Source organism: Bradyrhizobium sp. cf659 (genome assembly GCF_900113725.1).
Classification (GTDB): domain Bacteria; phylum Pseudomonadota; class Alphaproteobacteria; order Rhizobiales; family Xanthobacteraceae; genus Bradyrhizobium.
In genome coordinates this window covers 599,558-612,543 of the sequence record NZ_FOQJ01000001.1, presented here as the reverse complement: position 1 = coordinate 612,543, position 12,986 = coordinate 599,558, and the positions used below count along the sequence as shown (strand labels likewise).

Genomic DNA, 12,986 nt, shown 5'->3' with positions numbered 1-12,986 from the left:
GCGTCTCTCAGTTCAGCGGTGCGGAGCGCAGCTCGTTGGCCTCGCGGGCCGAGACCGGCGTGCCGCGATTGCCCCAGGCGGTGCGGATGTAGGAGACGACGGCGGCGACCTCGTTGTCGGAGAGGAGGCCGGCGAACGGCGGCATGCCGTAAGGCATCAGATTGCCCTTGGTGCCCGGCGGGTAGCCGCCGTTGAGCACCATGCGGATCGGGTTGACCGCCGACTGCATCTCGATCGACTGGTTGTTGGCGAGCGGCGGCCAGTGCGGCGGCTTGCCTTCGCCCTGCGTGCCATGACAGCTCGCGCAGTTCTTGTCATAGACGGTCTTGCCGAGGCTGATCAGCAGGCTGCTCTCGGTGGTCGGCAGTGCCGAGCTTGCCGGCGGCGGAGGGGAGGGCTCCGCGATGCTCTTGAGGTACACCGCCATCGCCCGGGTGTCCTCGTCGTTGAGATATTGCAGGCTGTTGTGCACGACCTCGGCCATCGGGCCGTAGACCACGCCACGCATCGAGACGCCGGTCTGGAGCAGGTCGGTGATGTCCTTGATGCTCCAGTCGCCGAGACCTGCCTCGCGATTGGAGGTGAGGGATGGTGCGTACCAGTTCTGCATCGGGATCAGGCCGCCCTTGAAGGCGTCCGATTGCGAGCTGCCGCCGAGCGCGTTGATCGGCGAATGGCACATGCCGCAATGGCCGAGGCCCTCGACCAGATAGGCGCCGCGATTCCATTCCGCCGATTTCTTGGGGTCCGGCTTGAACTCACCCTCGCTGAAGAACAGCGTGCGCCAGCCGAGGATCAGCTGACGGTTGTCATAGGGAAAGCGCAGCTCGTGCGGCCTGTTCCTCTGGCTGACCGGCGGGATCGAGCGCAGATAGGCGAAAATCGCGTCGCTGTCGGCGCGCGTGACCTTGGTGTAGGACGCAAACGGCATCGCCGGATAGATCAGCCCGCCATCCGGGAAGCGGCCGTTGTGCATCGTCTTGTAGAAGTCGTCCGCGCTCCACTTGCCGATCCCGGTCTCTGGATCAGGCGTGACGTTGGAGGTGTAGAGTGTGCCGAACGGCGTCGGCATGGCGCGGCCGCCGGCGAACAGGCGGCCTTCCGGTGCGGTGTGGCAGGCGGTGCAGTCGCCGGCGCGGGCGAGATATTCGCCGCGCGCGATGATATCACCGGTCTTGTCCTTGTCCTGCGCCTGCGCGGCCATCGTGAACGCGGCGAGAGCGAGGAGTGTGATCGACAGTCTTGAGCCCATCATCCGCCTCGTCAGTTGGGCTGGCTGCCGCAGCCGAAAGGCAGCGCATAGGTGCCTTTCGGCACGGGAGCCGGGTTCGCGGGCGCCGGCCGCGTCGCGAGCCAGGCTGCAACGGCGGTGACGTCGGCCTCGGTCAGATGGCCGGCGACGAGCTGCATGCAGTCGGGCGATTTGGCCGTGCGGTTGCCGTAGCGCCAGGCGCCGAGTTGAGCGCTGATGTAAGGCGCGCGCAAGCCGAGCAGTCCTGGGATGCCGGGCTGCATCCCCGTCAGTCCTGGACCGTGGCAGCTCACGCAGGCCGGAATGTTGCGGCCGGCATCGCCGCTCGTCGCAAGCTGCTCGCCCTGCGCCAGCACGTCCTTGCTGACCTCGCTCGGCGCCGGCTGCGGCAGCGGCGGATGCTCGCTCGCAAAGTACTCCGCCATCGCCTCCAGATACGGATCGGGCAGGAATTCCAGCAGATAGTTCATCGGCGGGTATTTGCGCCGTCCGCTGCGGAAGGCGAGGAGCTGGTTGTAGAGATAGCCGGCAGGTTTGCCGGCAAGCCGCGGGAAATAGACGTCGCTGGTGCCTTCGCCCTTGTTGCCGTGACATGGCGTGCAGGCCTCGACCCGCGCGGCCATCGTATCCGGCGGCTGGTTGGCCGTTTGTGCGGCCGCAGCGTCAATGGCGGCCGAGATGGCAACGGCGATTGCGAGAGCAGCGGTGCGAGCGAGCAATTCGTCGCCCTCCAGAAGGCTGGGCCGGTTGATTCCGGACCACAAAGTAGAGCGGCATTATTGCGCCAATATGGTCGCGCGCAAGTTCGGAAGGGAACGATGACGTTTGGTCGCGCTCTTGCACTGCATATAACGATCGGATTCGACAAGATTTGCGTGCTTTTTGAAAAGCGGCACGGCATCACGGCCTCGTGGGACCGCTCGCCCGTGCCTTGCCTTGTGCTTCCATTCGCCTCGACACGAAACACAACTGCGTGCAAACGGCGTATATCGCTACTGTGAGGCTAACGGACGTTGAGTGACCACAGGGATCGACCATGGACCATATCGCACTGACGACTTTCAGGGAAATCGCGGACACCGATTTCGATGACGTGGCCGATGCGCTGATCGAGATGCAGGCTCACTATCGCGCCGTCTGCCCGGCACGGGACGTGATCATTGACGGGCTGAGGTCGAGGCCAGCCGGATCGCGAATTCTGCTCGCTTGTGAGAACGATGAAATCGCTGGTTTTGCATGTTTCAGTGCCATCTATCCCGGACCTGGTTTGACGTCGGGCTTCTTCTTGAAGGAGCTCTACGTTCGTCACAACCGACGCGGAGCTGGATTAGGAAAGCGGCTCATGACGCGACTGGCCGAAATCGCTCGCCAAGAGGGGCACGGTCGCATCGATTGGACTGCCGATGCGGATGACCTGCGGCTTCAGCACTTCTACGAGATGCTTGGTGGGCGGGCGCTCCCGGAGAAGCGGTTCTTCCGGATCGCCGGCGCGAAGCTGAAAGAACTGGCTGAGATGTAACTGACAGACCGCATAATTGTAGCCCGCATGAGCGTAGCGATATGCGGGATTTCTGCGGTGGTGTCCCGGGTCTCGGTTCGCTCACCCGGGCTACGGGACGACGGAACTGTTCACCCCCGCGGCGATCGCGGCGGCCTGCGCTTCGCCGCATGCCTTCGCGGCGAGCGGGTCACACGCGGGCGCAGGCGGGTTGCGGCGGCGGCGCGGCGCGGCTTGGCCGCGACTTGCGGGCCGCGGGCGAGGTCCATCAGCATGCGCAGCGCCTCGACCACGGAGCGCTGACGCACGGCGCTGCGGCCGATCGCGCCGAAACGATGCTCGCGATGGATGATGCGGCCGTCGCGCGCTGCGGCGGCGAAGTGGACGAGGCCGACCGGCTTGCCGGGCGTGGCGCCGCCGGGGCCGGCGATGCCGGTGATGGCGACCGCGAGGTCGACACCGGCCCGCTCCAGCGCGCCGATCGCCATCGCCGTTGCGGTCTCCTTGCTGACGGCACCGAAATTGGTGAGCGTACTCGCTTCAACGCCGAGCATCGCGCGCTTGGCGTCGTTGGAATAGGTGACGAAGCCGCGGTCGATCACGTCGGAGGAGCCGGGGATGTCGGTCAGCGCGCCGGCGACGAGGCCGCCGGTGCAGGACTCGGCCGTGGCAATCGTCAGCTTGCGCATCCGGCACAAATCGAGCAGCGAGCGGGAGAGGGCGCGTGCGTCGCTGCCGCCCATGGCCTAGACGCTCCAGGGCAGGCGGATGGTGGCGCTCGCGGTGGCCGCGATGCCTTCCTCGCGGCCGGTGAAGCCGAGCCGCTCGCTGGTCGTCGCCTTCACCGCGACGCGCGAGATGTCGACACCGGAGATCTCGGCGATGCGCGCGCGCATGGTGTCACGCAGCGGGCCGATCTTCGGCCGCTCGCAGATCATCGTCACCTCGAGATTGGCGACGCGGCCGCCGCGCTGGGTGACGCGCTCGATGGCGTATTTCAGGAACTGGTCGGAGGAGGCGCCCTTCCACTTCGCGTCGCTTGGCGGAAAGTGCGAGCCGATGTCGCCGTCGGCCAGCGCGCCGAGGATGGCGTCCACCAGCGCATGCAGGCCGACATCGCCGTCGGAATGGGCCAGGAAGCCTTTGCTGTGGGGCACGCGAACGCCGCAGATCATGACGTGGTCGCCTTCGCCGAAGGCGTGCACGTCGTAGCCCGTGCCGGTCCTGATGTCGCCGAGCTGGGCAGCCAGGCGCGCTTCCTCGCGCACGAAGTCTTCGGGAGTGGTGAGCTTCATGTTGGCAACATCGCCTTCAAAGGTTGCGACCGTCAATCCCGCCCATTCGGCAATCGCGGCATCGTCGGTGAAATCGCTGCGTCCGTCCTTCGCCGCGCGACGATGCGCCTCGAGGATGACATCGAATCGAAAGGATTGCGGCGTCTGCGCGATCCGCAGGCGGGCCCGGTCCGGCGTGTCCTCGACATTGCCGCTCTCGCCGGTGAGCTTGATGGTGTCGGTGACGGGAACGACGGGGATCGCGGCGCCGGTGCGGCTGGCCGCATCGATCGCGCGCGAGATCACGCCTTTCGAGACGAAGGGGCGCGCGGCGTCGTGGATCAGGACGATGTCGGGCTTGTGCCTTGCGAGTGCTTCGAGACCGGCGAGCACCGAGGCCTGGCGCGTGGCGCCGCCATTGGCCGGCGGCTCGTGCTTCAATCCTGTGACCGCTGCCGTGAATATGGCGCTGTCGTCGGGGTTGACCACGGGCTGCACGGCAAACACGTCGGGGTGGCGGCTGAAGGCTTCCATGGCGCGATAGATCACGGGCTGGCCGCCGATCTCGCGATATTGCTTCGGCCCGCCGGCGCCTGCGCGCAGGCCGCGACCTGCCGCGACGAGAACGACTGCGGTGCGCTGTGATTTCGCCATAGGACTCAAATACTCAATTGCTAATGAAAGAGTCGGGAGTGGGTGATTGCCGGCATGCCTCTAGCACGGCAGGCCCGCAAAAAAAGGGGGTTTCCCCGGATTGTGGGAAACAGCAATTTGCTGCACTGCACTTGAAAGATTTGCAGAACTGTCTAAACTGTAGGCATGACGCTTGACTGCACAAGAATTGTGCGCAAGATAGATCATGGCAGGTGCGATGAGGCCCTGCGAGTGAATGAGACCACTGTGACCGGCCCGGTAGGATCAGGCTCCAAGCCATTGAAAATAGGCGATATTGAGGTCGCTACCCCGGTCTTCCTGGCACCGATGTCGGGAGTGACTGACTCACCCGTCCGGCGGTTGGTCGCCGAGCTTGGGGCAGGTCTGGTGGTGTCCGAAATGACCGCCAGCGATGAGCTCGCCAACGGCCACCGGATGTCCCGTTTGCGCTGCGAAGCGACCGGAATCGGCCCGCACGTGGTGCAGCTCGCCGGCTGCGAGGCGCACTGGATGGCCGAAGGCGCCCGGATCGCCGAAGCGGAAGGCGCCGATATCATCGACATCAACATGGGCTGTCCGGCCCGCCACGTCACCGGCGGCCAGTCCGGCTCGGCCCTGATGCGCGATCTCGACCATGCCGTCAGCCTGATCGATGCGACGATCGCGGCGGTGAAGGTGCCGGTAACGCTGAAGATGCGGCTCGGCTGGGACGACCGCAGCCGCAATGCGCCGGAACTGGCGCGGCGCGCGGAAGCCGCCGGCATCAAGCTCGTCACCGTGCATGGCCGCACCCGCTGCCAGTTCTACAAGGGCGAGGCCGATTGGGACGCGATCCGCGCCGTGCGCGAGGCGATCTCGGTTCCGCTCATCGTCAACGGCGACATCACCTCCTACGAGAAGGCGCTCGCGGCGCTCGAATCCTCCGGCGCCGACGCCGTGATGATCGGCCGCGGCGCGCAGGGCCAGCCTTGGCTGCCCGGCCAGATCGGCCGTCGCCTGAAGGGCGGGGCCGCGGAAGCCGCGCCGCCGCTCGCGACGCAACTCCATTATGTCCGCACGCTTTATGAAGGCGTGTGCGCGCTCTACGGCCTGCGCGTCGGCCTCAAGCATGCCCGCAAGCATCTCGGCTGGGCGCTCGACGTCGCGGCCGATGCGAGCCGCGCGCCGGCCGCGAAGCTGAAATCCTGGCGCCAGACGATTCTGACGTCCGAGGATCCGCGCCTCGTTCACCAGTCACTGCAAGATGCCTTCGACGACTTCGCATGGAGCGCTGCTGCATGAGCTCAGCCGCTGAACATCGTCGGCCGCTTCCGTCCGACAGCGATGCGATCCTGGACGCGCTTCCCAATCCCGTGCTCATGATCGGGCCGGACGGCAAGATCGTCGCCGCCAACATCGCAACCGAAGCCTTCTTCGAGATCTCGACGCAGTTCCTGAAGCGGCAGTCGCTGAAAGAGCTGGTGCCGTTCGGCAGCCCCTTGCTGGCGCTGATCGACCAGGTGCGCTCGTCGAACTCGCCGGTGAACGAATACAAGGTCGATCTCGGCACGCCCCGCATGGGCGGCGACCGCCAGGTCGACCTGCACGTCGCCCCGCTCACGGAGCGGCCCGGCCATATCGTGGTGATGCTCCAGGAGCGCACCATCGCCGACAAGATGGACCGCCAGCTCACCCATCGCAGCGCTGCCCGCTCGGTGATAGCGCTAGCAGCAATGCTCGCGCATGAGATCAAGAATCCGCTCTCCGGCATCCGCGGCGCGGCGCAGCTGCTGGAGCAGCAGGCGTCCTCCGAGGACCGCATGCTGACTCGGCTGATCTGCGACGAGGCCGACCGCATCGTGACGCTGGTCGACCGCATGGAGGTGTTCGGCGACGAGCGCCCCGTGGTGCGCGGACCGGTCAACATCCATTCGGTGCTGGATCACGTGAAGCGGCTGGCGCAGTCGGGTTTTGCCCGCAACATCCGCTTCATCGAGGACTACGATCCCTCGCTGCCGCCGGTGCTGGCGAACCAGGACCAGTTGATCCAGGTGTTCCTCAATCTCGTGAAGAACGCCGCCGAAGCCCTGATCGACGTGCCCGACGCCGAGATCCAGCTCACCACCGCGTTCCGCCCCGGCGTGCGCCTGTCAGTGCCCGGTCAAAAATCCCGGGTATCGTTGCCGCTCGAATTCTGCGTGAGGGACAACGGACCAGGCGTGCCGGACGATCTTCTGCCCAACCTGTTCGATCCCTTCGTGACCACCAAGCAGACCGGCTCGGGTCTGGGCCTTGCGCTTGTCGCAAAGATCGTCGGCGATCACGGGGGCATCATCGAATGCGAATCTCAGCCGCGCAAAACCACCTTCCGCGTGCTGATGCCGATGTATTCCACATCGGTCAAACATGCCGATCACAGCAGTCGCGACGGCTCTGCCGGGAAGTCGTCGTCTGCATCACAGGGGGCAAAATGAGGATTAACAATGCCCGCAGGTAGCATTCTCGTTGCAGATGACGACACCGCCATCCGCACGGTTCTCAATCAGGCGCTGTCCCGCGCCGGCTATGAGGTCAGGCTCACCGGCAATGCCGCGACGCTGTGGCGCTGGGTCAGCCAGGGCGAGGGCGATCTCGTCATCACCGACGTGGTGATGCCGGACGAAAACGCCTTCGACCTGCTGCCGCGGATCAAGAAGATGCGGCCGAATTTGCCCGTCATCGTCATGAGCGCGCAAAACACCTTCATGACGGCGATCCGCGCCTCCGAGCGCGGGGCGTACGAATATCTGCCAAAGCCCTTCGACCTGAAGGAGCTGATCGCCATCGTCGGCCGTGCGCTCGCCGAGCCGAAGGAGCGGACCTCGACGCCGGACGAGGACGCCGAGATGGAGGCGATCCCGCTGGTCGGCCGCTCGCCGGCGATGCAGGAAATCTACCGCGTGCTGGCGCGCCTGATGCAGACCGACCTCACCGTGATGATCACGGGCGAGTCCGGCACCGGCAAGGAGCTGGTGGCGCGCGCGCTGCACGATTACGGCAAGCGCCGCAACGGCCCCTTCGTTGCCGTCAACATGGCGGCGATCCCGCGCGACCTGATCGAGTCCGAGCTGTTCGGCCATGAGCGCGGCGCCTTCACCGGCGCCAACACCCGCGCCTCGGGCCGGTTCGAGCAGGCCGAGGGCGGCACGCTGTTCCTCGACGAAATCGGCGACATGCCGATGGAGGCGCAGACCCGCCTGCTGCGCGTGCTCCAGCAGGGCGAATACACCACCGTCGGCGGCCGCACCCCGATCAAGACCGACGTGCGGATCGTCGCGGCGTCCAACAAGGATCTGCGCGTCCTGATCCAGCAGGGCCTGTTCCGCGAAGACCTGTTCTTCCGCCTCAACGTCGTGCCGCTGCGGCTGCCTCCCTTGCGCGAGCGCATCGAGGACCTGCCGGATCTCGTGCGCCACTTCTTCGCGCTCGCCGAGAAGGACGGCCTGCCGCCGAAGAAGCTGGATGCGCTGGCCCTGGAACGGCTGAAGCAGCACCGCTGGCCCGGCAACGTGCGCGAGCTCGAAAATCTCGCCCGGCGCCTCGCCGCGCTCTATCCGCAGGACGTGATCACGGCCTCCGTCATCGATGGCGAGCTCGCGCCGCCCTCGGTCAGCCCGGGTGCCGCGGTCCAGCAGGGCGTCGACAATCTCGGCGGCGCGGTGGAAGCGTATCTGTCCTCGCACTTCCAGGGCTTTCCGAACGGCGTGCCGCCGCCGGGCCTCTATCACCGCATCCTCAAGGAGATCGAGGTGCCGCTGCTCACGGCTGCGCTCGCCGCCACCCGCGGCAACCAGATCCGCGCCGCGGACCTGCTCGGCCTCAACCGCAACACGCTGCGGAAGAAGATCCGGGATCTCGATATCCAGGTCTATCGGAGCGGGGGCTAGTTTTAGCTCGTCTCCTCGGACGGTGGCTCAGCTCCCCTACCAAAGCGGAGCTGAGCCTGTCCGGATCGCGCTGGCCTTGATGGCTGACGCGGTGAGCAGAAGTCCGAATCGGGACGAATTGTTCCGCCGGAACGTTCAATTTGGTCATTCGACCGCAAAGCGCGGCGTCGCACCTATCTGACCAGACGGCCTGATGTCGGCAGCATGGCCACGTCAGCCGGTGCCTGTAGGCCGGGGCCGTTGACCAGCAGGTCAGAAGCCACGATCAGCAGCAGCACGGCCGCGACCATTATCGCGAGAAAGAACCTATCCATCCGGATCAAGCCGGAACGGCCGGATTCCGTTCCCGCTGGCCCGGCATGCCCTGTGGATGGGCCGGTCCGTCGCGGTGGGGACGCCGCGGAATTGTCGCAATTCGGCAACAATGTGGTACGAATACATCAGTATCCGCCGCCGCCGCGGACCCCGTTTTCAGCACCCATTGCCGGAATGACCAGCGCAGACACCTCGGCCGCATCCTTTGACACGGCCCCAGCTGAAGAGCCCCGACGCTGGTCGCCGCGACGCTGGCTGGCGCCCTTTGCCGTGGCGCTGGCACTGCTGTCGGGCCTGCTGACCTTCCTGGTCCTGACTGGCCTCACGAGGATCGATCCGACGCCGGAGGTGGTCCGCACGTTCTATCTGATCAATGCGGGCACGATCCTGCTCCTGGTCGGGATCATCGTCCGCGAGCTCTGGCAGCTCATCCTGGCGCGCCGGCGGGGCAGGGCGGCGGCACGTCTCCATGTCCAGATCGTCAGCCTGTTCTCGATCGTGGCGGTGCTTCCGGCCGTGCTGGTTTCCGTCGTCGCCAACGTCACCCTCGAGCGCGGCCTCGACCGGTTGTTCTCCGGGCCGACCAAGGAGGTCATCCAGAACTCGCTGAACATCGCGCGGGCCTATATGCAGGACCATGCGCAGCTGATCCGCGGCGACATTCTCGGCATGGCCAACGATATCGCGCACGCCCGGCCGCTCTACGACCAGGATCGGCGATCGTTTCGCGAGATGCTGACGGCCAGTGCCAGCTCCCGCAATCTGCCGGGCGCGATGATCATCGACAAGAACACCAACATCCTGGAAGCCGCCGACACCGGTATGCGGCTGGCCTATTCGCCGCCGGCGCCGGACTTCCTCAGCAACGTCAACGAGTCCGAGCCCGAGATCGCGGTGCTGCCGGATGCGAGCTTCGTCGCGGCGGTGATCCGCTTGCGCGCCTTCAGCGACACCTTTCTCTATGTCGCGCGGCCGCTCGATCCGAATGTGGTCAACCAGCTCAAGCAGACCGAGGTCAGCGTCGCCGAATATGCCCAGATCGAGTCGCGGCGGCTCGGCATCCAGGTCGCCTTCGCGCTGATGTTCGCGGTGATCGCGCTGACCATCCTGATGGCCTCGGTGCTGATCGGGCTGAACTTCGCCAACTCGCTGGTGTCGCCGATCCGGCGGCTGATGAACGCGGCCCACACCGTCTCGACCGGCGACCTTCACGTGAAGGTGCCGGTGCACCAGTCGGAGGGCGATCTCGCCCAGCTCGGCGAGACCTTCAACAAGATGACGCAGGAACTGCGCAGCCAGCGCGACGAGCTCGTCAACGCCAGCGATCTCATCGACAGCCGCCGTCGCTTCATCGAAGCGGTGCTGTCCTCGGCGAGCGCCGGCATCATCGGCGTCGATAATTCGGGCAGCGTCGGCATCCTCAACCGCTCCGCCGAGAAGCTGATCGGGCACTCCGAAGCGGAGACGCTCGGCCATGCGCTCTCCGACGTCCTGCCGGAGCTCGACGAGATGATGAAGGCGGCGCGGGAAGGCACCCAGCGCCTGGTGCAGGGCCAGATCACGATCACGCGCGACGGACAGGAGCGCAACCTCTCGGTCCGCGTCAGCGCCGAGAAGAACCAGCCGCACGACAGCTACATCATCACGCTCGACGACATCACCGAGCTGGTGTCGGCACAGCGTACCTCGGCCTGGGGCGACGTGGCGCGCCGCATCGCCCATGAGATCAAGAACCCGCTGACGCCGATCCAGCTCTCGGCCGAGCGCATCCGCCGCAAGTTCGGCAAGGACATCACCGAGGCCAAGGACAAGCAGATCTTCGAGCAGTGCACCGACACCATCGTGCGCCAGGTCGACGACATCAGGCGCATGGTCGACGAATTCTCGCGCTTTGCGCGGATGCCGAAACCGGTGATGGAGGGCGAGGACGTCGCCGACACCGTGCGGCAGGCGGTATTCCTGATGAAGGTCGCCCATCCCGAGCTCGATATCGAGGCCGAGTTCAGGGAAGATCCGCTGCGCGCCCAATTCGACCGGCGGCTGATCTCGCAGGCGGTCACCAACATCGTCAAGAACGCCACCGAGGCGATCGAGCAGGTCCCGCCGGAAGAGCTCGGCAAGGGCCGCATCGACGTCGTGGTGTCGCGCGAGGGCGAGGACGTGCTGATCGACGTCATCGACAATGGCATCGGCCTGCCCAAGGTGGCGCGCTCGCGGCTGCTCGAGCCGTATGTGACGACGCGGGCGAAGGGCACCGGACTTGGCCTTGCGATCGTCGGCCGCGTGCTCGAAGACCATGGCGGGCGCATCGAGTTGAAGGACGCCTCCGACTTCCGCGAGGGCCAGCGCGGTGCCTGGATGCGGATGCGCTTTGCGATCTCCGGTGCGCCCGCGAAGGCCGAGGGGACCGAGCAGGCTCCCGCCCCCAGGAAGACGACCGCGGAAACGGTCAAGGATACGGCGAAGGAAGCGGAAATCGCCAAGGAATCCACCAAGGACACGGAAACAAAAGGGCCGGCTGCCGAAACCAAAGAGCCGGCTGAAATGACCAATGATTCAACGAAGATCGAAGCCTCAACAGGCAGCTGACAAGACAGGCGCGACCCATGGCAAGTGAAATTCTGATTGTCGATGATGAGGCCGATATTCGGGATCTCGTTGCGGGCATCCTCGAGGACGAGGGGTTCGTCACCCGGACCGCACGCGACAGCGACTCGGCGTTGGCCGAAATCGCCAACCGCAGGCCGCATCTGGTGTTCCTCGACATCTGGCTCCAGGGCTCCAAGCTCGACGGCTTGCAGCTGCTGGAGCAGGTCAAGAAGGACAATGCCGATCTGCCGGTCGTGATGATCTCCGGCCACGGCAACATCGAGACCGCGGTCGCCGCGATCAAGCGCGGCGCCTACGACTTCATCGAGAAGCCGTTCAAGGCGGACCGGCTGATCCTGGTCGCCACCAGGGCGCTGGAGAACTCGCGGCTCAAGCGCGAGGTCAAGGAGCTGAAGCAGCTCGCGCCGAGCGCAAGCTCGCTGGTCGGCCGCTCCCCCAGCATGAACCAGCTGCGCCAGACCATCGAGCGCGCGGCCAAGGCCAACAGCCGCATCCTGATCGTCGGCCCCGCCGGCGCCGGCAAGGAGCTGACTGCGCGCACGCTGCACACGGCCTCGGGCCGCGCCGACGGTCCCTTCGTCGTCATCAACGCTGCCGCGATCACGCCCGAGCGGATGGAGCACGAGCTGTTCGGCATCGAGCAGTCCAATGGCGAGCAGCCGCGCAAGCCCGGCGCGCTCGAGGAAGCGCATGGCGGCACGCTGTTCATCGACGAGATCGCGGACATGCCGCGCGAGACCCAGAACAAGATCCTGCGCGTGCTGGTCGAGCAGTCGTTCCAGCGCGTCGGCGGCACCGCCAAGGTGCAGGTCGACGTGCGCATCATCTCCTCGACCGCGCGCAACCTGGAGGAGGAGATCGCGGCCGGCCATTTCCGCGAGGACCTCTATCATCGCCTCTCGGTGGTGCCGATCCGCGTGCCCGCGCTGTCGGAGCGGCGCGAGGATATTCCGGAACTGATCGACTACTTCATGGAGCAGATCTCGGCCGGCAGCGGCCTGCCCAAGCGGCAGATCGGGCAGGACGCGATGGCGGTGCTGCAATCGCATGTCTGGCCAGGCAACGTGCGCCAGCTTCGCAACAACGTTGAGAGAGTCATGATTCTGGCCGCAGGCGGACCGGAAGTGATCATCACCGCCGACATGTTGCCGCAGGACGTCGGCTCCATGGTGCCGGCGATGCCGACCAGCAACAATGGCGAGCACATCATGGGCCTGCCGCTGCGCGAAGCGCGCGAAGTGTTCGAACGCGACTATTTGATTGCACAGATCAGTCGTTTTTCAGGAAATATTTCTCGTACGGCCGAGTTCGTTGGCATGGAACGCTCGGCGCTGCATCGGAAGTTGAAGGCGCTCGGCGTCGGCTGACGCTGCGACGTTGCATTTACGCCTCAGGGATAAGCGAGGAAAATCATCGATTTCCGTAGTTTTTCGGGGCAATACGGCGTGGCCTGCCGCGTGAAGCGGCTTGCCTAATAA

The 12,986-nt window shown here is 65.7% G+C and carries 11 protein-coding genes; 6 read left to right on the top strand and 5 right to left on the bottom strand.

The annotated features are described in order from the left end of the window. Positions 1-7: 7 nt before the first annotated feature. Positions 8-1,252 (bottom strand): cytochrome c, encoded by a 1,245-nt coding sequence (locus BM118_RS02995; RefSeq protein ID WP_177234130.1) that lies wholly within the window; start codon positions 1,250-1,252, stop codon positions 8-10. A gap of 11 nt (positions 1,253-1,263) precedes the next feature. Next, positions 1,264-1,971, bottom strand: coding sequence for a c-type cytochrome (locus BM118_RS02990; RefSeq protein WP_092184228.1), 708 nt, complete (start codon positions 1,969-1,971; stop codon positions 1,264-1,266). A 317-nt stretch (positions 1,972-2,288) separates the two neighbouring features. Between BM118_RS02990 and BM118_RS02985 the strand changes: the two genes are divergently transcribed. Beyond that, a complete protein-coding gene (locus BM118_RS02985) occupies positions 2,289-2,771 on the top strand; it encodes a GNAT family N-acetyltransferase (RefSeq protein WP_092182012.1) in 483 nt (160 codons plus the stop codon). A gap of 110 nt (positions 2,772-2,881) precedes the next feature. Here the strand turns inward: BM118_RS02985 and BM118_RS02980 are convergent, their stop codons facing one another. Both BM118_RS02980 and BM118_RS02975 read right to left on the bottom strand, forming a co-directional pair. After that, positions 2,882-3,493: a CinA family protein gene (locus BM118_RS02980; RefSeq protein ID WP_092182009.1), complete on the bottom strand. Its 612-nt coding sequence runs from the start codon at positions 3,491-3,493 to the stop codon at positions 2,882-2,884. Between the two features lie 3 nt (positions 3,494-3,496). Further along, on the bottom strand, positions 3,497-4,678 hold the full coding sequence (locus BM118_RS02975) for a bifunctional 2-C-methyl-D-erythritol 4-phosphate cytidylyltransferase/2-C-methyl-D-erythritol 2,4-cyclodiphosphate synthase (protein WP_092182006.1): 1,182 nt from the start codon (positions 4,676-4,678) through the stop codon (positions 3,497-3,499). A gap of 279 nt (positions 4,679-4,957) precedes the next feature. Between BM118_RS02975 and dusB the strand changes: the two genes are divergently transcribed. Genes dusB through ntrC form a run of 3 tightly spaced genes read left to right on the top strand, consistent with a single transcriptional unit; the run spans position 4,958 to position 8,583 of the window. Beyond that, entirely contained in the window at positions 4,958-5,959 is a 1,002-nt protein-coding gene (gene dusB / locus BM118_RS02970; protein ID WP_177233974.1) for a tRNA dihydrouridine synthase DusB, read from the top strand. Further along, the gene (locus tag BM118_RS02965) at positions 5,956-7,131 is read left to right on the top strand and encodes a two-component system sensor histidine kinase NtrB (RefSeq protein WP_092184226.1); all 1,176 of its coding nucleotides are present in this window, start codon (positions 5,956-5,958) and stop codon (positions 7,129-7,131) included. The genes dusB and BM118_RS02965 overlap by 4 nt, the downstream gene beginning before the upstream one ends. A 9-nt stretch (positions 7,132-7,140) precedes the next feature. Further along, positions 7,141-8,583 carry a nitrogen regulation protein NR(I) gene (gene ntrC, locus BM118_RS02960; protein WP_028174062.1) on the top strand — a complete coding sequence of 481 codons (1,443 nt, stop codon included), beginning with the start codon at positions 7,141-7,143 and terminating at the stop codon, positions 8,581-8,583. 173 nt (positions 8,584-8,756) lie between these two features. Here ntrC and BM118_RS41115 read toward each other — a convergent pair whose 3' ends face one another. Then, the gene (locus tag BM118_RS41115; RefSeq protein WP_177233888.1) at positions 8,757-8,897 is read right to left on the bottom strand and encodes a hypothetical protein; all 141 of its coding nucleotides are present in this window, start codon (positions 8,895-8,897) and stop codon (positions 8,757-8,759) included. Positions 8,898-9,072: 175 nt separating this feature from the next. Between BM118_RS41115 and BM118_RS02955 the strand changes: the two genes are divergently transcribed. Together BM118_RS02955 and ntrX are read left to right on the top strand one after the other, a co-directional pair. Next, positions 9,073-11,487 carry a sensor histidine kinase NtrY-like gene (locus tag BM118_RS02955; RefSeq protein ID WP_092181999.1) on the top strand — a complete coding sequence of 805 codons (2,415 nt, stop codon included), beginning with the start codon at positions 9,073-9,075 and terminating at the stop codon, positions 11,485-11,487. A 17-nt stretch (positions 11,488-11,504) separates the two neighbouring features. Beyond that, positions 11,505-12,875: a nitrogen assimilation response regulator NtrX gene (ntrX, locus tag BM118_RS02950; protein WP_092181996.1), complete on the top strand. Its 1,371-nt coding sequence runs from the start codon at positions 11,505-11,507 to the stop codon at positions 12,873-12,875. Positions 12,876-12,986: the final 111 nt, after the last annotated feature.

What these genes read in the sequence shown, in the direction of transcription:
- BM118_RS02955 (WP_092181999.1), top strand. Translation starts at nt 9,073, where the DNA reads ATGACCAGCGCAGACACCTCGGCCGCATCCTTTGACACGGCCCCAGCT.
- BM118_RS02980 (WP_092182009.1), bottom strand. Translation starts at nt 3,493, where the DNA reads ATGGGCGGCAGCGACGCACGCGCCCTCTCCCGCTCGCTGCTCGATTTG.
- BM118_RS02995 (WP_177234130.1), bottom strand. Translation starts at nt 1,252, where the DNA reads ATGGGCTCAAGACTGTCGATCACACTCCTCGCTCTCGCCGCGTTCACG.
- BM118_RS02965 (WP_092184226.1), top strand. Translation starts at nt 5,956, where the DNA reads ATGAGCTCAGCCGCTGAACATCGTCGGCCGCTTCCGTCCGACAGCGAT.
- BM118_RS02985 (WP_092182012.1), top strand. Translation starts at nt 2,289, where the DNA reads ATGGACCATATCGCACTGACGACTTTCAGGGAAATCGCGGACACCGAT.
- BM118_RS41115 (WP_177233888.1), bottom strand. Translation starts at nt 8,897, where the DNA reads ATGGATAGGTTCTTTCTCGCGATAATGGTCGCGGCCGTGCTGCTGCTG.
- BM118_RS02975 (WP_092182006.1), bottom strand. Translation starts at nt 4,678, where the DNA reads ATGGCGAAATCACAGCGCACCGCAGTCGTTCTCGTCGCGGCAGGTCGC.
- ntrC (WP_028174062.1), top strand. Translation starts at nt 7,141, where the DNA reads ATGCCCGCAGGTAGCATTCTCGTTGCAGATGACGACACCGCCATCCGC.
- ntrX (WP_092181996.1), top strand. Translation starts at nt 11,505, where the DNA reads ATGGCAAGTGAAATTCTGATTGTCGATGATGAGGCCGATATTCGGGAT.